16 protein-coding genes and 1 pseudogene are annotated in these 20,397 nt (G+C 56.5%); 7 read left to right on the top strand and 10 right to left on the bottom strand.

Annotated features, from left to right (window positions below):
• Positions 1-24: 24 nt before the first annotated feature.
• Positions 25-1,176, bottom strand: a complete 1,152-nt coding sequence (locus tag ABJK56_RS18990) for a hypothetical protein (protein WP_347246261.1) — start codon at positions 1,174-1,176, stop codon at positions 25-27.
• 442 nt (positions 1,177-1,618) lie between these two features.
• Positions 1,619-2,737, bottom strand: a complete 1,119-nt coding sequence (gene pdxA, locus ABJK56_RS18985; RefSeq protein ID WP_347246260.1) for a 4-hydroxythreonine-4-phosphate dehydrogenase PdxA — start codon at positions 2,735-2,737, stop codon at positions 1,619-1,621.
• A 260-nt stretch (positions 2,738-2,997) separates the two neighbouring features.
• Here pdxA and dtd point away from each other — a divergent pair, with 260 nt between their 5' ends.
• Positions 2,998-3,480: a D-aminoacyl-tRNA deacylase gene (dtd, locus tag ABJK56_RS18980; protein ID WP_347246259.1), complete on the top strand. Its 483-nt coding sequence runs from the start codon at positions 2,998-3,000 to the stop codon at positions 3,478-3,480.
• A 49-nt stretch (positions 3,481-3,529) separates the two neighbouring features.
• The gene (locus tag ABJK56_RS18975) at positions 3,530-4,081 is read left to right on the top strand and encodes a CvpA family protein (protein ID WP_347246258.1); all 552 of its coding nucleotides are present in this window, start codon (positions 3,530-3,532) and stop codon (positions 4,079-4,081) included.
• Between the two features lie 400 nt (positions 4,082-4,481).
• Here the strand turns inward: ABJK56_RS18975 and ABJK56_RS18970 are convergent.
• The 7 genes and pseudogenes from ABJK56_RS18970 to ABJK56_RS18940 all read right to left on the bottom strand — a co-directional run.
• Positions 4,482-5,432 (bottom strand): annotated as a pseudogene (locus ABJK56_RS18970) (acetyl-CoA carboxylase carboxyltransferase subunit alpha); the annotation flags it as partial.
• Between the two features lie 169 nt (positions 5,433-5,601).
• The gene (locus tag ABJK56_RS18965; RefSeq protein WP_347246257.1) at positions 5,602-6,477 is read right to left on the bottom strand and encodes a serine/threonine-protein kinase; all 876 of its coding nucleotides are present in this window, start codon (positions 6,475-6,477) and stop codon (positions 5,602-5,604) included.
• A 217-nt stretch (positions 6,478-6,694) separates the two neighbouring features.
• A complete protein-coding gene (locus ABJK56_RS18960; protein WP_347246256.1) occupies positions 6,695-7,861 on the bottom strand; it encodes a glycosyltransferase family 4 protein in 1,167 nt (388 codons plus the stop codon).
• A 142-nt stretch (positions 7,862-8,003) separates the two neighbouring features.
• Positions 8,004-8,867 carry a tRNA pseudouridine(38-40) synthase TruA gene (gene truA, locus ABJK56_RS18955; protein WP_347246255.1) on the bottom strand — a complete coding sequence of 288 codons (864 nt, stop codon included), beginning with the start codon at positions 8,865-8,867 and terminating at the stop codon, positions 8,004-8,006.
• A 79-nt stretch (positions 8,868-8,946) separates the two neighbouring features.
• The gene (locus ABJK56_RS18950; protein ID WP_347246254.1) at positions 8,947-9,957 is read right to left on the bottom strand and encodes an aspartate-semialdehyde dehydrogenase; all 1,011 of its coding nucleotides are present in this window, start codon (positions 9,955-9,957) and stop codon (positions 8,947-8,949) included.
• A 329-nt stretch (positions 9,958-10,286) separates the two neighbouring features.
• A complete protein-coding gene (locus ABJK56_RS18945; RefSeq protein ID WP_347246253.1) occupies positions 10,287-11,129 on the bottom strand; it encodes a TIGR03000 domain-containing protein in 843 nt (280 codons plus the stop codon).
• 292 nt (positions 11,130-11,421) lie between these two features.
• A complete protein-coding gene (locus ABJK56_RS18940; RefSeq protein ID WP_347246252.1) occupies positions 11,422-12,711 on the bottom strand; it encodes a protein-L-isoaspartate(D-aspartate) O-methyltransferase in 1,290 nt (429 codons plus the stop codon).
• A gap of 348 nt (positions 12,712-13,059) precedes the next feature.
• Here ABJK56_RS18940 and ABJK56_RS18935 point away from each other — a divergent pair, with 348 nt between their 5' ends.
• The 5 genes from ABJK56_RS18935 (at position 13,060) to ABJK56_RS18915 (ending at position 19,974) form a co-directional block, all read left to right on the top strand.
• Positions 13,060-14,862, top strand: coding sequence for a TIGR03960 family B12-binding radical SAM protein (locus tag ABJK56_RS18935; RefSeq protein ID WP_347246251.1), 1,803 nt, complete (start codon positions 13,060-13,062; stop codon positions 14,860-14,862).
• A 322-nt stretch (positions 14,863-15,184) separates the two neighbouring features.
• Complete coding sequence (locus ABJK56_RS18930) at positions 15,185-16,045, top strand: Cof-type HAD-IIB family hydrolase (protein WP_347246250.1); 861 nt, start codon at positions 15,185-15,187, stop codon at positions 16,043-16,045.
• A 60-nt stretch (positions 16,046-16,105) separates the two neighbouring features.
• The gene (locus ABJK56_RS18925; RefSeq protein WP_347246249.1) at positions 16,106-16,459 is read left to right on the top strand and encodes a MazG nucleotide pyrophosphohydrolase domain-containing protein; all 354 of its coding nucleotides are present in this window, start codon (positions 16,106-16,108) and stop codon (positions 16,457-16,459) included.
• A gap of 103 nt (positions 16,460-16,562) precedes the next feature.
• Positions 16,563-18,908, top strand: a complete 2,346-nt coding sequence (locus ABJK56_RS18920) for a hypothetical protein (protein ID WP_347246248.1) — start codon at positions 16,563-16,565, stop codon at positions 18,906-18,908.
• 115 nt (positions 18,909-19,023) lie between these two features.
• The gene (locus ABJK56_RS18915; protein ID WP_347246247.1) at positions 19,024-19,974 is read left to right on the top strand and encodes an ABC transporter ATP-binding protein; all 951 of its coding nucleotides are present in this window, start codon (positions 19,024-19,026) and stop codon (positions 19,972-19,974) included.
• A 64-nt stretch (positions 19,975-20,038) separates the two neighbouring features.
• Here ABJK56_RS18915 and ABJK56_RS18910 read toward each other — a convergent pair.
• The coding region (locus ABJK56_RS18910) for an aldolase/citrate lyase family protein (protein ID WP_347246246.1) at positions 20,039-20,397 on the bottom strand (359 nt) is incomplete at its 5' end.

The raw sequence follows: 20,397 nt of genomic DNA, 5'->3' as shown, positions 1-20,397 counted from the left end.
GTCTGCGTGGGGGTACGCGGGTGATTACTGAGCCGGGCTGCTCGCCGCGGCGGCGTTTGCGTCCACGCCGGGATCGACGTACACAGGCTGATTAACCGGTTGGGCCGTGGCATCGATCACCTCGTGCCCATAAGAGTGTGGTTGCCGGAAGATGCTCAACCCAGGTGTTGTTTGTTCGTGAATGTAGGCATGATTCGCGGGCTTCGGATAGTTAATTCCCGGCGACTGTTTAACGTCAATTCGCACTTTCTGGGTAGGATGCGGGATGTGGACGAACGTATGATTCCGCATCACATGTTTCTGCAGACCGGCCGGACCTCCCAGCGGCACATGGGGCGGTCCCGGCAACCCGATGGGCGTGCCACTCATCGGCATCCCGTACTGAGGACCAGTAACGCCCGAGATGTAGTTCATCGGAACCGTTCCACCACCGGCCATGGCGGGACCGTTGGCGAATGGGGTACCCTGGAGGCCCATTCCGTTAGCTTGCGCGCCGGCCGGAACAACGTCCTGACCCACGTTTGCCACATCACCAGGCACCTGAAGGTCACGATTCCCCATGCGGATGATCGCCAGGATGGAGCCGCGGCGATCGGCCTCGACGATTGGGTCCACTCCTGGATCGAGCCGCGTACTCACGAGGGTTTCAGCGCCTGCCACGGCAAGCTCCTGGTAGTTGGGATCCGGGAGATAGACCACCTTGGTGACAAAGTTGCCACTCAGGACCTGATCGAAGTCCTCATCTGTGAACTGAACGGGGATGGCATTATGGGCAATGAACGCCTCCGTCCGCGGCATTGCAGGGGCCACTTCCAGCGTAGGATACAGCTCAACGCCGGGCCGACCGGGAATATTCGTCAACTTCAAGCGATAAATGGCACCTTGCGGAAAGTTGTAGCGTCCCGGGCAAACCAAGGGTTCAGAGTCGAAGGCACCCGGTGCCGAAACGTCCCAAGTGACTTGCATTCCTTCCGGCCCGATAAAGTTAATCTGGGAGACCGGCACCTGGGCCGGCATCAACATGGGGGCGTACGGTGCCTGGACTCCTGGACCCGGCCCTCCCACCCCTGGACCCATCTCCATGAGTTGTTGGGCGGGCGGAAGGTTTTGCTGGAACGGGCCTTTGCAACCCGCAACAACCGCTAATACCAAACAAAGGGCAGCTCCACATCTCATCGGGTTATCCCCCTCACACCAGGATGTCGGTGATCCCGTAACTGCTCGTGTCCTCTCGATGGTGACCCGCGCTGAATGGAGAAAATGGACCATTCTTTGCTTTCCGTTGGGCCACAGAGGCTCCATGGCCGGACGGTTTCAACGCGGTCTTCTGACGGTATTCTTCGACAGCTTCTCGCGGTTCTCTTTGGTAAATCCGGCAAATGCGTCACATTGCGCATACCAGGGCTGACGCGCAGCCTGCATACTTTTCCTGGATTTTCCTGGTTTATGTTATAACCAGATTTCGCCCCTTTGGAGTTACATCTTTATTGCGGCAGCAGAGTCCAAAAGGGGGATTCGGTCTACGGAAATACTCATCGGCGCGAAAAGTCTGGGCTCCGCATAGCGAGCCTGTACGCACTGCATAATGGGTTGGAATTTTCCCGCCTTCCTCTGTTAATTATGGTGCGCCGGACGGGGATTTATTTTGTCGGCGGCGGCGTGCCAGGAGGGTTGCCACGCGGATGGCCTCAATCAAACTTCCGGGATTAGCTTTTCCCTGACCCGCAATGTCGAAGGCCGTCCCGTGAGCCACGCTCGTGCGAATGATGGGGAGCCCCACAGTGATGTTGACCGCCCGGTGCATGCCCAATAATTTCAGCGTAATATGGCCCTGATCGTGATACATCGCGACCACACCGTCGAACCGGCCATCGCGCGCTTGCACCATCAGGGCATCGGCAGCGACCGGACCTTCGACAAGAAGTCCCTCGTCCTGGGCACGACGAACCGCTGGTGTGATCACGAGGTTCTCTTCATTCCCAAAGAGACCGTTTTCGCCAGCATGGGGGTTAAGGGCGCACACTCCAATACGGGGAGGACCGTTTTTCAAACAACGGGTCAAGTCGTAAATCAAGCGAATCTTGCTGAGGATCGCCTCAGCAGTGAGATGGCGGAAGATTTCCTTCATCGCCATGTGCAGAGTGACGTGCACAATTGCTAGTCCAGCCGGCCCTTTCAGCGGTGCCCCCGGCCCGAGATAAAGCACCATCCCTACCTGGCTGGCACCACACAGCTCGGCCAGCAGCTCGGTATGTCCCGGATAGCGATGGCCCGCTGCGTGGAGGGCCTCCTTGTTAATCGGAGCTGTCACGAGCGCATCGACCTTGTCGGCAAGTGCCAGCTCTGTGCCGAGTAAGATCGCTTCATAAGCGGCCTGCCCAGCTTTAGGATCGATGCGACCCATCTGCACAGCCGGCGCCCGATCACTTCCTGGTGGAATACAAACCAGAGTTTCCGGCGAAGGTTGGGCGCGTGCAGGTTCCTCACAGCAGATGATCTGAAGCTGCAAGCGTCGCAGTGCTGCTGCCCGTCGGAGAAACTCCGAATACCCCACTACCACTGGACGGCACATTTCATGAATGGTTGGATCGGACCACGCGGCCGCCACAATTTCCGGGCCGATGCCCGCCGGGTCCCCCGTTGTGATCGCTATGATCGGTCGTTCGTCACTTGGGCTCATGATACCCTTCCCCTGTTCCACCGTGCTGTACAGCCTGTCATGGCGATCTTCCCACATTTCCGCCCCTCATTTTATCATGGCGAATAGCAAACGGCGAACAAAGGGTGGAAACACCGCCTGAAAACTCGAGTGAAAAACGTGCGGACATCGGAAATCACTGAGATTAGCATCTTTTCCCAAGTGTGCGAAAGCCCATGCATCTGGAAAACAATCCATATGGTTGAAAGGGTATCTGTTATCGCGTTTGGCGAGAACAGTAAGTGTCGAGGACTATCCTGACTTACGGTCATAGAATTTCCCAACGGAGGATCGATGCCGTGAAAGCGTGTATCCAGCGAGTCCAATGGGCACGAGTAAAAGTCAATGGCGAAGTTGTCGGAGAAATAAAAAAAGGGCTCCTTATTCTTTTGGGAGTAGCCATAGGAGATACCGAAAAAGAGGCGAAGATACTCGCCGAAAAAACGGCTCAGTTGCGAATATTTGAGGATGAACAGGGGAAAATGAATCTATCTTTGGCCGAGGTGGGAGGGGCCGTTCTCGTGGTCAGCCAGTTCACGCTGCTAGCGGATTGCCGCAAAGGACGGCGTCCGAGTTTCACAAAGGCAGCCCCACCTGAGGATGCCGAAAGACTCGTCAATCACTTCTTGCAGCTCTTGCGGGCGCAAGGCCTGCCGGTTGCGACCGGGCGTTTTCGAGAGCACATGGCGGTGGAACTACTCAATGATGGTCCCGTGACAATCCTCCTTGACAGTGATGAGTTGAGCCGTCCCCGAAGGGCGGGCTCGGGTGTGGTAGAATAACTGAGCGGGCGACAACGGACGGATTCACAGCTGATGGAGGGAACAAACGGTGATCGGCGGAATTCCCATTTATGATTTGGTGATTGGCCTCATTATATTATGGACGACGGTCTACGGGGCGATACGTGGATTCGCCTGGCAGGTGGCCTCGTTGAGTTCGCTGGTCGTCAGTGCCTGGGCAGCCGTTCGCTGGAGTCCCACCGTTGCGCCTTATCTCAGTCGCGAGGAACCGTGGAACCGTTATTTGGCGATGTTACTCATTTTCATCGTCTGCTCGCTGATCATCTGGCTTCTATTCCGTTATGTGGCCCAGTGGATTCAGCGGGTGCGATTGGAAGGGTTTGACCGGCAAATGGGGGCTTTGCTGGGGTTAGCAAAGGGAATCCTTTTGTGTTTTGTGCTGACCTTCTTTGCGATTACACTCTCGGAAGGAACGAAGCGGCTGGTGCTGGAGTCGCACTCCGGGCCGTGGGTGGCGGCATTGCTGCCGCGTGCGGTCCGGATTCCTCCGCCGGAGGTGCAAAACTCGGTAGGGGAGACTATCCAGAAATTCAAGGAACAGTTCTCAGAGCCACCGGCGCTTCCGCCCGCCGTGCCATGAACAGCCTGCCGTGTTGTCGTCACACTCTGACCGCCGGCGCCGAATTACCGAGACACGTGGGGAGCTGCCTCGCCGAAGAGTGAGCACCGGCATCTCGTCTTGCAAATTGGATGACTTGCTAAGGCACTCTTGGCAGCCGAAGGCTCAAACGGCGTTCGATGTTCCCGAAAAACGGCCTATCTGACCGAACATAAGAAACATTATCGGACGTTGTTAAGCGCCGATCTTGGCGGTTTGCGACGGACTTTACCTAATCCCGGCAGACCGGGTTGCGGTTTTTGCTGGAGTCCTGGGTTTATGCCTCGGGCGGTGCACCCTCCTCGGCAATGTCCTGCGATGGGAAGTAGCCTGAGCTCCTAGGGGCGGCATTTTGCGCCGCTGTACCCGCCGGCTCGCCGCCTTCGAGATAAACGCCCATGCGGCGGAACTTCTGGTAGCGAGCTTCCAAAAGCTCAGGAATGGGTATGGCGGTGAGTTCTTTTAGGGTGTTCCGCAGGTAAAGTTTCAGCCGGGAGGCCATCTGGAAGGGATCGCGATGAGCTCCGCCGAGCGGTTCTGGAATGACGTCGTCAATCAATCCCAATTGGATGAGATCTTTGGATGTCATCTTGAGTGCCCGGGCGGCTTCTTCTTTGTATTGTCGATCCTTCCAGAGAATGCCGGCGCATCCCTCGGGACTGATGACGGAATAATAGGCGTGTTCAAGCATAGCCACCCGATCGCCCACCCCTATGGCGAGCGCTCCCCCTGAGCCACCTTCCCCGATGACCACACAGACGATCGGCGTCGGCAATTTGGACATCAGGAACATGGATTCCGCGATCACCTGGGCCTGGCCACGTTCCTCGGCGCCAATACCGGGATACGCGCCCGGTGTATCTATGAGACACACAATGGGCAGCCGAAACTTGGCCGCCAGCTTCATCTTGTGCATTGCTTTCCGGTAGCCTTCGGGATGGGCACAACCGTAATTGCAAGCCAAGCGTTCCTTGGTGTTTTTACCCTTTTCGTGACCGACGACCATCACCTTGAACGTGTCGAGTTTGGCCCAGCCCGTACGAATGGCTCGATCGTCCCCGAAACACTTGTCCCCGTGGAGTTCCACAAACTCGTCGAAGGTGAGCTGGAGATAATCACTCGTTTTGGGTCGGTCGGGGTGCCGGGCAACCTCCACAACCTCCCAGGGTTGCAAATTGGAGTATATTTGCACAATGAGATCGATGAGTTCTTTGCGCTTCTGCTGAAGTTCTTCTCGCGCTGCAGGGTCCGTTTGGGCAAGCCGCTCCAGTTTTTCCAGACGAGCCTCTAGTTCGTAAATCGGACGTTCAAAAGCCAGTCGATATTCACTCATAGTACGACACTTCCCTTTCAAATGTGACCAAAGTTATTGAGTTATTACTTCGACAATCGGGACTATTGTTAACTCGTCATTGACAGGTAAAGTTCAGATCAAAAAAGTACGGTTCTTACTTCCCAACGTAGCGCACTCTTCAGCGAATACGCGTGCCACATTCTTTTTGCTAAGCGCTGACCATCTCCGGTGCTACCTCTCCGATTGGGGGTTGCTTGAAGATCTGCACATCGTAGAGTGCACCGGCGAACTCCCCTATCGTTTTGAAGCGGTCCGCCGGTTTCTTTGCAAGGGCCTTTTGCAATATTTGCGAGAACTCCGGGGTCAAGTTGGGGTTATACGCTTCTGCTGGCGGCGGGGCGGCCTTGAGGTGCTTGTTCAGCAGCTCGGCTTGATTCTGTCCGGTAAATGGCGGTTTCCCGCAAACCAGCTCAAAAAAAGTGCAGGCGAGGCTGTACAGATCTGCTCTTCCATCGAGCGGCTTGTTGAGAATTTGCTCCGGCGACATGTAGCTGCACGTCCCCTGGATCTTGGCTTTTGGCCGAAGATACCAGAGAATTCTGGGAGCCATTTTGCGGCACAAAGCAAAATCGATGAGCTTCACGTCTCCCTGGTTCGATACGAGAAAATTCTCCGGTTTGAGGTCCCGATGCACGTACCCCTGGCGGTGAAGGTAGGAGACGGCCTCGATACACTGGAAAATGATCTTGCGGACCAGGTGTGCGTATTCCGGTAGCCCACGACGTATGAGGGATTTCATATTTCCCCCGTTGAACCACTCCATGGCCAGGTAGGGGATACCTTTGTCGATGTTGAACTCGTAAATTTTGATGATTCGCTCGTCGTCGAACCGGCTGGCCACCTGGTACTCCCATCGTAACGAGCGAATTTGCTCCCGATCCTTGCGAAATTTTTCCTGAAGGAATTTCAGCGCGATGTACCGATAGGTAGCGTCGTGGTAGGCCTGCCACAGTTGGGTGGTTGCCCCAAAATAAACCGGGTTCACTAGCCGGTATGGCCCGATAAAAGTAGCTGCCGAAGTCACGGGATAACCTGACCCTGATGTTCTAGAAAGACCCTGCTCGTTCCGTCCGATCTTCAACACCGGGGTGCTGGCCGCGGGGCTCCACTGCCCGGGAACCCCCTGCACATTGCCATCCGCATCATCTTAACGGCTTTTTCCGGAAGAAACAATGACGAAAGCTGGGTAAAGCCGGTAATCTCTTTTCAGATTTCCCGTTATGGCTATTCTGTCTTTCTGATCAATTTTGCCGATGACTCAGGACGTCTTCGTATACCCTCCTAATTTGCGCAGTCATCCTATCATGAGGAAAACGTTCTGCGCACAAGGATCGTCCCTTCTCTGCTAATCGCCCCGCTAGCCCGGGAGTATCGATAAGTTGAGCAATTGCGTGGGCGATTCCCATCCAATCACGAGGTGGAACAAGGAACCCAGTTTCTCCGGTTTGTACGACCTCCCGGGCACCATCCACGTCATAGCTGATCACCGGAATTCCCGCCAGGAGCGCCTGAGGCAAGACACGAGCAAGCCCCTCCCGCAAGCTGGGATGAACCACTACATCCATCGCAGACAGCCATTGCGGAAGCTGTTCAGGTGGGACCAAACCCACCAGATGGAAGTAATTCGTCCAGCCGGCCTGGCGGATCTGGTATTCCAACCGACTTCGCAATAGACCATCTCCGACCCAGAGGAAGCGGATTTGAGGAAACCGAGGGATGAGGTACCCCGCAGCTCTCAAGATGTCCTCGTGCCCCTTGAGATGGAAAAGCCGGGCAATGGTGCCCACCACGAAGTGGGCCTCGGTATAACCAAGTTTTTCTCGCATCGTTTGGCGATGCTGTCCGGCCTCCAGAAATGGTTCGATTTCCATCCCGCTGTAGATCGTGACGAATTTTTCCGGAGGTGCCACCCCCGCTGAGACGAGCAGTTCGGTCATGGCATCGGCAACACTGATCAGGCGGTGACATCGTTGGGCCGCCCACCGCTCACAGGCGGCGATGAAGAGCCGCGCGAGTCGTGGTTGATAAGGGTGGAACGGAGCTCCATGCACCGTGTGCACGATGGCCGGGACTCGTAGCTTCCATGCGGCGGCCCGTCCCAGTATGCCCCCTTTGGCACTGTGGGTGTGGACGACGTCTGGGCGAAAGTCGCGGATGATGCGAGAGAGGGCATGATACGCCGGAATGTCATGAACAGGATTAATGGCCCGACGCAATGTGGGGACCACAACAGTGGGAACCCCCCCTGCCCTTGCCCGTTGCAGAAGGCTCCCTTCCGGCCCGAGCGGCGGTCCTGTGACTAGTAGCACCTCATCCCCGTACATGCGGATGAGATCTTCGCACGTTAAGAGGGTGTTTTCCTGGGCTCCGCCGAGGATCAACCGCGTGATGATGTGGAGAACGCGCACTGTGTCTTCAAAGCAGATGGTTGTGGGATGTAGACTGATTCAGGCTCCTATTTTTGTCCCTATCTCTATTGTGATTATCCAGCCGAGAGAACGCGATTGGGCAAGAGGGAACGTGTGCTCGTGCTCGGCGGATTTGAAATGATCAATCGCATGACTCAGAGTTCTGCCCCCGCGCGGCAAAAAGTTCCCAGGGATCAGGACTCGACGCAGCAGGGGCGTCGGTGTAAGAAACGCCAACAAGGAACAGACCACTCCCGGGGGCCGTAGGTCCGGCCAGCCGCCGATCCTTGCGAAGCAGGACCTGCTGGATCCAGGCTGGGGCGTATGCCCCCCGACCGACTTCCACCAGGCTTCCGACAATGTTCCGAACCATGTTGTACAGAAATCCGTTGGCTTCAATCTCGACGGTAATGAGGCTGGGAAGTGCAAGATGGCGGCGGGCAATAGAAATCTCGTAGACATTCCTCACGCTCGTTTTTCGTTTTGCTCCGCTTGTTTCAAATGCGGAGAAATCATGTTCTCCCACCAGATAGGAAGCTGCGACGGCCATGGCCCGCTCATCTAGGGGTTTTCCAAAAAACCACACGTACTGACGAAGAAAGACCGGCTTGATGGGCGAGTCCCAGATAAGATAGCGATAACGTTTACGGCGTGCGTCGCGGATCGGATGAAACGAGAGGGGGACCTCTTCAACTGAGAGGACAGCGATATCTGGCGGCAGCAGGGCGTTGAGTGCCCGCTGGATGACCGGACAGCTCAGGCGGCTTTTTGTGCGGAAGGCGACCACCTGCCCCAGGGCGTGAACGCCCACGTCCGTGCGACCACTTGCCAGCACCCGGGTCGGGTGGCCGGTCAGTTGCTGGAGAGCCTCTTCCAGAACGCCCTGAATAGTCTTTCCCTGGGGCTGTTTCTGCCAGCCCAGATAGTGCGAGCCATCATAAGCAAGGGTGAGCTTGATGCATCGTAATGCGTCATCCGCGCCCTGTAGCGTGCTGGCTTGTTGCACCACGTGACTCCGTCAATCGAGTCTGGATCCCCCAGGCCCGCTACCACAGAGAGGGTGCCGCCTCTCCCGACCATTGTTGTCAGTTCGGCTTACCGCGAATCAGCAGCTCCACAATCTGCACGGCGTTGGTGGCCGCCCCTTTGCGGAGATTATCGCTGACACACCAGAAGACCAGCCCGTTTGGGGAGCTCAAATCTTCACGAATCCGCCCCACAAAGACTTCGTCGCGTCCGGTACAATCCATCGGCATGGGGTATTTTTTCTCGGGCAAATCGTCCACGACGACGATTCCCGGAAAGTTAGCAAAAAGTTCCCGAGCCTTTTCTACGGTGATTTTCTTCTCTGTTTCCACGAGGACGGTTTCACTGTGGGAGTTGGCGACCGGTACTCGCACACATGTAGCGCAAATCTGGATGCTTTCATCCTCCATAATCTTGCGGGTTTCCAGCACCATTTTCATTTCTTCCGAAGTGTATCCCGCGTGTTTGGGAGAGCCGATCTGGGGAATGAGATTGAATGCGAGAGGATAGGCAAAGGTAGTGTACTGATAGGGGCGATTTTCTAGGTAGGCGCGAGTGCCCTCAATGAGGTCTCGTGTTCCCCCTACTCCGGCCCCGCTTGCCGCTTGGTAAGTGCTGACTACCACACGCTTGACACGGCCATAATCGTGAAGCGGCTTCAGCGCTACGACCATCTGCGTGGTCGAACAGTTAGGGCTTGCGATGATGCCTTTGTGACGGAACGCTGCATGAGGGTTGACCTCGGGAATGACCAGTGGCACGTCGGGATCCATTCGCCACGCAGCGCTTTCGTCCACCACGACACACCCACGCTTAACAGCTTCGGGGATAAATTCTCTTGCCACCTCGTCGGGTGTGCTGCTGACAGCCAGATCGATACCGTCGAAGGCCTCCGCGCGGAGCTCCTCGATCGGGTACTCGCGACCACGGAACGTGAGTGTCTTGCCTACCGAGCGGCTGGAAGCTAAAAACTTGATCTTCTCAAATTCGAGCGTGCTTTTTTCCAGCAACTCGACCATAATTCGGCCAACAGCGCCGGTGGCACCAACGACGGCCAGCGAACGAAACATGGATCCTCCTTTTTGCTCAGTGCTTGGCGTGTCTCCGGTTCACCAATGTCCCTGCCACCACCTGACACCGTAAGTGGGGCAATTGTTCGCTCGGTCCCCCTGGTCTATGAATCCGTTTCCCAAAATATTCTGTAAGCGCACCGACTACCAGGCCTCAGCAAATGTGCGCTCGCGGTGCGCCTGTTTCGAAGAACAAAAATCCGCAAAACTTTTCCATTTTATGCGAACGTGTGGTAGGTATGGAGGCCGGGAACAAAGAAAAAAGGCACCAGAGTTACTCTGGTGCCTTGGGAGACTCACGTAGATCGGTAGGTTGTTTCATTCAGGGATCACAGGCGGTCGCCACTCGTCACCCCCGCCAGATTTTCCGACGGGAATTGGAAGGAAAAAGCGACGCCTTTTTTGGCGCCGGCCGTAAGAATCACTTCCCGAGTTTCTTCGTAAACTTTCCCATCACGCTCGACCTGGGCAGTGATTGTGTACTTGTATTGAAGTCCCTCGGCAAGGCCGTACGAGACATACTCGCGGCGGGTGCCTGTGCTTTTCGTCTCGATTCCATTGATGATGACTTTGGCCTCGGCAGGAACGTAGACGGTGATCAGCCCGCTGTTCGCACGGCTCGGAGTGGGGCTTGGCAGAGGCGCAGAATAACTTGTCGGGTTGATGGCCGACGGAGCCATCGGAGGCTCATTGGGAGAGACGCCCGGGCCAGGACCAGGAGTTGCCGGAGCCGGCTGGGGTGACGGAGACACATTGGGAGCTGGCTGCGGTGCCGGCTGAGGCGATGGGGTTGGGCTCGGGGGCATGCTTAACACTTGAGCCCCGCAGTCGCAGGGAGCGGCACCACAAACCGTGCAGGCTTCACCGACCACTGGATACCACCGATAAGGACCAAACAGGAAGCGCCGAATCGGTCCCGGACGGACTCCGAGAACCCACTCCACATCACAGCACGGATCCACGACATCACAGCACGGATCCACGCAAATATCGCACGGCGAGCACAAGTCATACGTGCTCCAGCACGGTCTCCATGCGGTGACCACCGCCAGCGGGCCAGGATACCAGACTCGGGGGCCGCAGCATCCCCAACAGGCTTGCGCAGTGTTGGGTGCGACCGAGAACGCCAGAATCACTGTCCCCAGCAACGCACTCGCACTGATCCGTGACATTTCCAGGGTTCCTTTCGTAAAAGTAACCGCTAAGGGCAGATGCGAACCTCTCGATCCAAATGACCACAGCCCCAACGGAGGCCGATAACGTCTTGTACTCTCCCTAAGATAGTCTGGAAGACTTGTAAAATTCAAGCAGGCCGCGCAAAATTTGTCGATCACCAAGGCAGCCGGCAGCGCTGGGTTGCCATTACCTTTTCCTGCTTTTACTGCGAGCTGGTCGCGCGTCTTTTTTTGTTTCGGAGAAAGCCCCGCAAAGGCTTGCGGTCTTTTGCGGAGAGCGGTGTAACCGTTACCTCTGACGAGTGACCACGGGTTGGAGTTCCAGGGCATCGAAAGCCAGCATTCCCACGGCCCCTGTCATTCCGATGGCAAGGATTGCCTCCCGAGCTTCGACGGGCACAGGAATTCGGTGGCTTTCCTTTCGCCAACCAAAAGTGCCCAACAACGGCCCGATCGATTTCTCCCCGACCGGTGCCCTGTTTTCTCCAAAAAACGTGATCACCACACCGGCCGACTCTTGCAAACTCCGCCCAGGCCGTACATTTTCGCCGCGAACCCAAAAGCTTAGCACAAGTTCCCGAACCTCCCGGCCGTCCACGGCAAACCCCTGCAGGGCGCGAGCAGGTCGGCCCGGCTCCTGATTGCGGAAGGCGATATAGGCCGCTCCTGAAGGCGCGTCTGCTCCCCTGCGAACCTCAAATTCTTTGCAGTAATACCAACCCGGCGGGGAGTCGAGTTCGTCTAGCTCCTCCTCAAAGTCTCCGTTAACAAGTCGGGGATTAGCAGGATCGGGGTGGACCTGGCGCTGGGCCTCAGCCTGGCCCGTCATCGGGACGAACAGTGTCGGCTGGAGTGCCTCTTTGACGAGTGTTCCATTTTCCTTTCGTAACAGATAGAGAATCTGCTGATACCGTTCCCCTACAGGGATGACCATTTTTCCACCCTCCTTGAGCTGCTCGACCAACGGTTGAGGGATGTTTTCGGGAGAACAGGTCACGATGATTTTGTCGAAAGGTGCGTGCTCCGGCCAACCCAGGTAGCCGTCTCCGGCTTTCACAAAGACGTTGGAATAGCCGAGTCGCCTGAGCGTAGCAGCCGCTCGTTGTGCAAGCGGTTCGACGATCTCGATGGTGTACACTTCTTTAACCAGTCCACTCAAAATGGCGGCTTGATAGCCGCTCCCTGTACCGATTTCTAGGACCCGATCCGTGGGTTGAGGATCGATTTTCTCCGTCATAAAGGCCACGACGTAGGGTGGTGAAATTGTTTGCCCGTAGCCGATGGGCAGGGCCATATCCATGTAAGCCAGGCGCCGCTGGTCCGGGGGAACGAACTCATGCCGCGGCACGCGAAGCATGGCCTCAATAACGCGGGGATTTGTGATGCCGCCCCCGATGATGTCCCGTTTGACCATTTCCTGACGAAGACGATCAAAAAGGAGTGCTCCGCGAGGCCCCCCCTGCCCCGCCACCGGGATGCCTTCCAAGCCTATCAGAAAAAAGCAGACGATTGCCAAGGCGGTTATTCTGGGATTGATCGCTTTCTGCGGTATTGCGCACCGGCGAATATAACTTGGCATAGCGCATGCTCCACAAATAGCCAAATTATGGTGATGCCAGGTTTTCCAGCCGCGCGGTTCTCGGTCGGCCCTGGGCGAAACTCGAGGGGGGGAGATCACTTTTTAAGTGTACATACTCCATCGCCTGAAGTCCTAAAGGCCGGCTGTGTTTTTTCAGATGGGGGCTTTTGTCGCTTGCCGGGCCCTATCCCTACTGTTATCGTTCGTCTTGTTTTATTTCAGCATCTCCTAACAATGAAAGAGTAGCCCAAAACTTGAGGAGGGGATCCGCGGACCCGCCCGTGTCACGGGTGGGGCGCCGCTTCTTCCAAGGGAAGACTTTTCAGATGCAAGTATGAGGGGATCTCCATGACGATAAACCAGGAACTGAAAAACGTTGTCGTTCAAAGGATTTTGCCCAATGTCCAAACCCCCGCTCAGTATCTGGGGGGCGAATTGAATGCTGTGGTGAAAGATCACCAAACAGTCCGCGGCAAGGTGTGCCTGTGCCTGCCGGATATGTACTCCATTGGGATGAGCCACCACGGTCTCCAGGTTCTCTATGATGCAATGAATCGGCGAAGCGATTGGGCGTGTGAGAGGGTATTCGCTCCGGCACCCGATATGGAGCAGAAATTGCGAGATCTGGGCCTACCCCTTTATTCATTGGAGACCTTCACGCCGCTTTCGCGTTTTGACGTGGTGGGGTTTTCGCTTCAGTATGAACTGTCTTATACCAATGTACTGACCGTGCTCGATTTGGGCGGGATCCCTCTGCGTGCGGAAGACCGCGACTTGGGTGACCCGCTGATCATTGCGGGAGGACCGTGCGCGCAGAATCCCGAGCCCATGAGCACGTTCATTGACCTCTTCGTCCTTGGAGACGGCGAGGAGAGCCTGCCCGCAGTGTGCGATGCCTGGCTGGAAGCCCGGTCCACGGCACGTTCCCGCGAGGAGGCACTCTTGCTTCTGGCACAGCGGTTTCCCTGGGCCTATGTTCCCCGTTTGTATCGCCGAGAAATTCAGCCTCTCACCGGGCTGGCCGCTGTTTCTCCCAATGCGGATGCTGTTCCTAGTATGATTGTTCCTGCGATTTTGACGCAGTTTGCGGAGTACCCCCTGCCTCGAGCCCCAATCGTCCCTTACGTGGAGGTCGTTCAGGACCGCATTTCTCTGGAGATCATGCGTGGGTGTCCGTGGCGATGCCGATTCTGCCAAAGCACCACGATCAAACGCCCCCTTCGTTACCGACCGGTGGAAAAACTGGTGGAAGCCGCCTGGGAGGCGTACCGAAATACGGGCACTGGAGAGATTGCGCTCCTCTCTCTTTCCTCCAGCGACTATCCTTTGTTCGATGAGCTGGTCCGAGAGCTTAAAAGGGCCTTCGACTCCATACGTGTGGCTATTTCGGTTCCCAGCCTTCGGGTGAACGAACAGTTACGGGTTGTCACTGAGCTCCTGTCGCCAGAAAGGCATTCGGGCTTGACCTTGGCGCCGGAGGTAGCACTCGATGATATGCGTCAGCAAATTGGCAAGCCGATTCGGAATGAGGACCTTATTGAAGGGTGCAAACGAGCATTTCAAAAGGGGTTTCAACGGGTGAAACTGTACTTCTTGTGTGGTCTTCCGGGAGAACGGGAGGCTGACCTGGCGGGAATTGTTGACCTCGCGGAAGAGATTTCTCGACTCGGCCGACCGTATTTGGGTCGCCCGGCCACAGTTGTGGCCAACGTATCGAATTTCGTCCCCAAGCCGCACACGCCATATCAGTGGCAGGCCATGCAGCGTCGCGAGTATTTCGCCGCTGCCCATCAGTTTTTGCGCCGCCGTTGTCGGATGCGGAGCGTGGAGATCAAGTGCCACGCGATCGAGAGCAGTCTGGTGGAAGGGATGTTGGCGCGAGGGGATTGGCGGGTGGGTCACGCGATCGAGCTGGCCTGGCAGAAGGGAGCCCGATTTGACGGTTGGACGGACCACTTTAACCCCCAGATTTGGTGGGAGACGTTTCAGGAACTGGGTCTTTCCCCGGAAGTGTATATCCACCGGCCCTGGGATACGGAAGCCCTCCTTCCGTGGGATCACATTGCAATCCGGCAGGGGCGGTCTTATCTGGAACGGGAACATCAGCGATCGGCGACGCAGCTCGTTCAGTTGGCCGGCACACAAGCATAGGCAGTGGCAAGCCGGCTATAGTGCCCGTCAGGCTATTCTTCGGGGAGGCTCGACATGCGTTAGGCCGCCCTGCCTCGATCATTCTGGTGTAGTTTTTCACGCAGCGCGGTAAGATGGAATTTATTGAATAGCCCTCGCCGAAAGGGTTAGGTCCACTGCGGGCCAGTGGCTCCGCCCGGTGTGTTTGGAAAACTCCAGATGTGGCCCGGCGCATCGTCTGCGGAAATGCGATGATGCTCCCCATTCGACACTCCGCGCCGTGGTACACGTTAGAAAGCATTTAGAAAGCATTTTGGGTAGGACGAAAACTTGAGGCAAGGCGGTGACAGCGAAGTTTCGGTTGCTGGCCATTGATATCGATGGGACGCTCGTCAACAGTACCGACGATGTGAGCGATCGGACCAGACGGGCGATTGAAGCCGCGGTTCGGGCGGGGATGGTGGTGGTCCTCGCCTCCGGGCGACGTTACAGCCGGGTGGTACCCATTGCGCGGGAATTGGGGCTTTCTACACCGGTTGTAAGCTCGAGTGGTGCACTGATCAAGGAAACTCGAAACCACACGACATTATGGCGGGCCGATTTTTCTCCCGAGCTTCTTCGCCGGGTGGCCCATGCTCTCCGCAGATCGGGTTTTCCCCTGGCACTTTTGGGTGACACTTTTACCGACGGCTTTGATTACTACGTGGACGCTCAGGGACCTACTAATGATTACATGGTCCGCTATTTGGATCTCAATCCCGGGTGTCATCGTTTTTGGAACGACTTCCAAAACCATGTGCCGCCCGACGTCTTCGCTGCATTTTCTTTGGGCACTCGGGAGGAAATGGAAGGCTTGGCGGCGGAGCTTCATCGAACATTGCCGGGTTTGTTGACCACCAACGTGTTGAAAAGTCCCCGCTATGAGGGTTTTTTCTGCGAAATGATGCCCTGCGGAACAACAAAGTGGTCGGCAGTTTGTCGGGTCGCCGCTCAGTGGGGAATAAGACCGACAGAAATCTGTGCAGTCGGCGACGATGTCAACGACCTGGCGATGATTTCCGGGGCGGGCTTGGGCATCGCTATGGGAAATGCGTGTGAAGAGGTCAAGGCTGCTGCCCAATGGGTGGCCCCTTCCCACGAAGAAGACGGATTGGCCTACGCCATCACCCTGATTTTGGAAGGTCGCATACCGCAAACCGCCTGAGTGGGTGCTCCAAGGCGCCAGGCCCATAGAACCCGCTTGCAAAATGTGGACAGGATGGCGATGACTGACGACCGTTTGCCAAGTGAAACATCCGGATGGAAGCCGTCGGCGGAGATCACCGTTTCCGATTTTCAGCGTCTGATTCGTAACATGTATTATGAGAAGGATGTTGCGCGGGGGATTGAGGGAACCTTCATGTGGCTGGTTGCCGAAATAGGAGAACTTGCGGAGGCCCTTCGCAACGGGACGCGGGAACAACGGGCGGAGGAATTTGCCGACGTCATCGCTTGGCTGACCACCATCGCCAATGTGGCAGAGGTGGACCTCAACGAGGCCCTTCGGCAGAAGTACGGTGAGGGATGTCCCGGATGTGGAAAATTCGTGTGTGTTTGCCCTGATTCGGGAAAACCGTAATAACAGAATTCTCGCATTCAGATTCCGGTAACTTATTCACCTCGAATAAAGAGAACAAAAACATTTCGTGTGCTTTTCCGACTCATTCCAGGTTGTTTCCGCGATGATGCACCGATTCAGGAGTTGGCACTACCGCACCAAGTATGGGATATGTTGCCGGCTCACACGTGTGGTGGAGTTCGGTTTGGGGCTTTTGCTCTTGTGCATGCCAAGCGGTACGGCTGAGGCTGCCCAGAGCGTTCCGAGAAATCACGTTGCGGGGCAGCAAGCGGTCCAGGTTCCCGTGGAGGTTGTGGCCTGTCGTGTGGGGGTCGGCGGAGTATACAAGCTCGGGCTGTGGACGCCGGTAACGGTCACGCTGCGAAGCTCGCGCGAGACAACCGGCCGGGTGGCCGTCGTCGTCCCCGACGGATTTGGAAATCTCTGCTCCTACGAATTGACGAACGTTTCATTACGAGGAGGACACGACGAGCAGGTTGAGGTGCTTGTTCAGATCGGACAAACACTCACCTCCCTAGAGGTTCGATGGAAAGGGGAAGACGGCTCAAACGCTGTTACCACATTTCGCGGCAAGGCCTTGGGGAACGGAGAGGTCCCATTGGTTGTGCCTGCGCATGTGCCGCTTTTTCTGTGGATCGGACCGGGCGACTTGGGACGATTCTTTCGGGATTGGACGCGGCGGGGCAACCACTGGTGCCAGGTGACCACGGTGGGACAGCTCCCGCAAAACTGGCTCGCGTATCAGACCTTTCGTGCGGTCGTGCTGTGCACCGGTGATGACGCCCGTTTCATCCAGGAGCTTACCGATTCTCCGCAGATTGTGGAGGCGCTGCGCCGCTGGGTAGAAGCGGGAGGCAAAATTGTTTTCTCCGGAGGACCAAAAGTCCGACCGCTGCTGGAGAAAGGAGGACCGTTATCCTGGGCTGCGCCGGGACCTGTTGTAGGTGGAATCACTTTGCGCCGGACCACGGGACTGGAAAGCTTGGTAAAAGCTACGCGTCCCGTCATTCTCCGCCGCAGCGATGTGCCGATCGTGGCTCACCAATTTGAGCTCGAGGATGGCTTGATCGCTGTGCGGGAAGGAAACGTGCCCCTTGTCATCCGGCGAGCTGTGGGCCTGGGCACCGTTGTTACAACGACGATCGACGTGAGCCATCGGGCACTTGTCGAGTGGCCTCAATGGGACCGCCTCGTCGCGTGGCTGGTGGGTAACGAAGAAGTCTTCCTCGAGGACGAGGCCAACGTTGCCCCATCGCGCGCGCTAATGCACTATGGTTACACCGATTTGGCAGGGCAGCTCCGAGCGGCTTTGGAAGTGTTCCCAGGGGTGCCCTTTGTACCTTTCGCCTGGGTCGCCGGCTTGACCGTTGTGTATTTAGCGATCATTGGCCCCTTGGATTACTGGCTGTGCGGATTGCTCGGCAAACATCGACGCTGGACGTGGGTGACCTTCCCACTGCTCATACTTTTGACGGGATTTGTCGGGATAGTACTGGCTTCCCGGAAGGGAGATATTCTGCATCTACGACAAGTCGTGTGCGTCGATGTCGACGTAAAGAGTGGTACACTTCGTGGGAATTGTTGGACCAACGTCTATTCCCCCCAACCCGCGGCATATCGAGCTCGATTCCAGACGGATCGTGTGCTGAACCCTGCTCCGAGCGACGTGAAGTTGGGTTGGTTGGGAATTCCCGGCCACGGCCTGGGTGGAATGGAAAGCCCCGCCAACGTCATGCTGTTGCCAGGGGCCTACCTCAATGAAGATGGGCATGTCTTTCGGGAACTTCCCATAGGACAATGGGCTACGCGGGCTGTGTGGGCAGTTTGGACGCAACAGATCCGGGAGTTGCCGCTTGACTGCCGGTTGACGGACCGTGACGGCACACTACGCGGGCAGATCGTCAATCGCTCCCCTTTCACTTTGGAAGAATGCGTCATTGTATACGGAAACTGGGCTTATCCCATTGGTACATTGGAACCGGGCAGGGTTTGGGAAACGGGAATTGGCGAGGATCGTCGAGAACTACGATCATGGCTCAATGGACTTCATGTCCTCTTCGAAGGACAGGGGCCGCAATTGCAGACGCGCCAGCAGGTGCAGCCCTACGACCAAGCGTCGCGTGATGTTGCCTACATCATGCGAATGATGGGTTTTTATCAGGCAGCCGGGGGAAAAGCCTACTCGCAACTCAGTCGTGAATACTGGCCGAGCCTAGACCTGACGGATGCCGTGCTGAATGGAAAGGCCGTGTTGGTGGGGCGAATCCAGCCACCCGCAGGTGCTGAGCACCAATGGACCGAGTTCGGAGTTACACTGGAGAATGAGGATGAAGACCACATTTCGATGAGGCGCAACAGCGACGTGTTCTGGCGGTTTGTGTTGCCCGTACTTCCTCACCAGGGCGAAACTGCGGCAGTACAAACTGCTGATAGCGAAAAAAACGAGTAAGAAAAAGCAGGCAATCATTCGATTTTGGAATGAAAGTAGTGTGACGACAATGGTTCAAGACATCTTTTCAACTGCGGCGGCCACCCGTCCAACGCCTATGAATATGGAAAAGCCATTGAACGCCAACGATCGTCCCGTGGCTGTTAAGACTGTCGGTCTTACGAAAATTTACGGCCGGATTCGGGCGGTGGACCATCTCACGCTCGAGTTACGCCAAGGAGACTTGTTCGGGTTTATTGGGCCGAACGGCTCGGGCAAGACCACCACAATGAGGATTCTGGCGACGCTCCTTCAGCCGAGTTGGGGCGAGGCCTACGTATGCGATTATTCCATTTATACGCACCCCAAGGAGATTCGTCGGCTCATCGGCTACATGCCGGACTTCTTCGGCGTGTACGATGACATGAAGGTTATCGAATATCTGGAGTTCTTCGCCGCAGCTTACCGTATCAATGGGCCGAAGCGCCGCCGCGTGTGCGAGGAGATGCTGGAGCTCGTTGAGCTCGGCTACAAACGGGATGCACTTGTGACAAGTCTTTCCCGCGGCATGACGCAGCGTCTGGGACTTGCCCGAGTGCTGCTCCACGATCCTCAGGTGCTGATTCTCGATGAGCCTGCAAGTGGTTTGGATCCCCGAGCCCGCATCGAAATCCGGCAACTCCTCAAGCGACTCCGACAGATGGGCAAGACGATCATGGTATCCAGTCATATCTTGCCCGAGTTGGCTGACATCTGCAACAAAGTGGGGATTATCGAGCAGGGTGTTCTCAAGGTCTGCGGTGAGCTGGAAGAGGTGATGCGGCGAATTCGGGAGAAGATCACGCTGTGCATCGAATTATGGGATCAGCCGGACGGCGCTGCCCGCCTTCTCGACTCCCATGACTTGGTGGAAAGCGTGGATGTTCGGCAAAACCGGCTGTATGTGACGCTCAAAAAAGGTGTCGAAGACTACCGGGAGCTCCCCCGCCTCCTGCTTGAAGGGGGCTATGCCATCAAACTGTTTAAGGAAGAGGAAATCAATCTCGAGACCGCGTTCATGTTGCTCACCAGAGGCATGACCTCCTGAGTAGTCACAGAAACAAAGGTGTTTGGGAGGGCACACGCCCGGTCAGCAACACACAAGCGTTATCCTACGCGTCCCGGGCGGTCTGGGGTTCTCCGCCGGAGATCACACTTGAGAGCGCGGCCATATATTGGCGGGCTCGTTCGGTGAGCATACCGATGTCGGTTCCCACTGCGATCAACCGCATACCCTGCTGTGCCCAGAATCCTGCTTCTTCTGGACTTCTCGCGTGAATTCCAGTGATCCGACCGAAACGTTCGCCCGCACTAATGACCTTCCGGACTTCCTCTGTAAAAGCCTGACTGATATTGCCGGTAGACGATTCTGCCCGCAGACGGGTCTCCAGATCGAGGGGACCTACCAGCAGCGCATCGAACTCAGCGACGGAGGCGATGGCTGCGCAATTCTGGACGCCGCGGGGACTTT

Origin of the sequence: Thermogutta sp., from assembly GCF_039793925.1 — a bacterium.
Lineage (GTDB): Bacteria > Planctomycetota > Planctomycetia > Pirellulales > Thermoguttaceae > Thermogutta.
The sequence above is the reverse complement of the archived record's forward strand: the minus strand, read 5'-3'. Positions and strand labels throughout refer to the sequence as shown.

What these genes read in the sequence shown, in the direction of transcription:
- ABJK56_RS18940 (WP_347246252.1), bottom strand. Translation starts at nt 12,711, where the DNA reads ATGCCAAGTTATATTCGCCGGTGCGCAATACCGCAGAAAGCGATCAAT.
- ABJK56_RS18945 (WP_347246253.1), bottom strand. Translation starts at nt 11,129, where the DNA reads ATGTCACGGATCAGTGCGAGTGCGTTGCTGGGGACAGTGATTCTGGCG.
- ABJK56_RS18990 (WP_347246261.1), bottom strand. Translation starts at nt 1,176, where the DNA reads ATGAGATGTGGAGCTGCCCTTTGTTTGGTATTAGCGGTTGTTGCGGGT.
- pdxA (WP_347246260.1), bottom strand. Translation starts at nt 2,737, where the DNA reads ATGTGGGAAGATCGCCATGACAGGCTGTACAGCACGGTGGAACAGGGG.
- ABJK56_RS18950 (WP_347246254.1), bottom strand. Translation starts at nt 9,957, where the DNA reads ATGTTTCGTTCGCTGGCCGTCGTTGGTGCCACCGGCGCTGTTGGCCGA.
- ABJK56_RS18925 (WP_347246249.1), top strand. Translation starts at nt 16,106, where the DNA reads ATGACTGACGACCGTTTGCCAAGTGAAACATCCGGATGGAAGCCGTCG.
- ABJK56_RS18920 (WP_347246248.1), top strand. Translation starts at nt 16,563, where the DNA reads ATGATGCACCGATTCAGGAGTTGGCACTACCGCACCAAGTATGGGATA.
- ABJK56_RS18935 (WP_347246251.1), top strand. Translation starts at nt 13,060, where the DNA reads ATGACGATAAACCAGGAACTGAAAAACGTTGTCGTTCAAAGGATTTTG.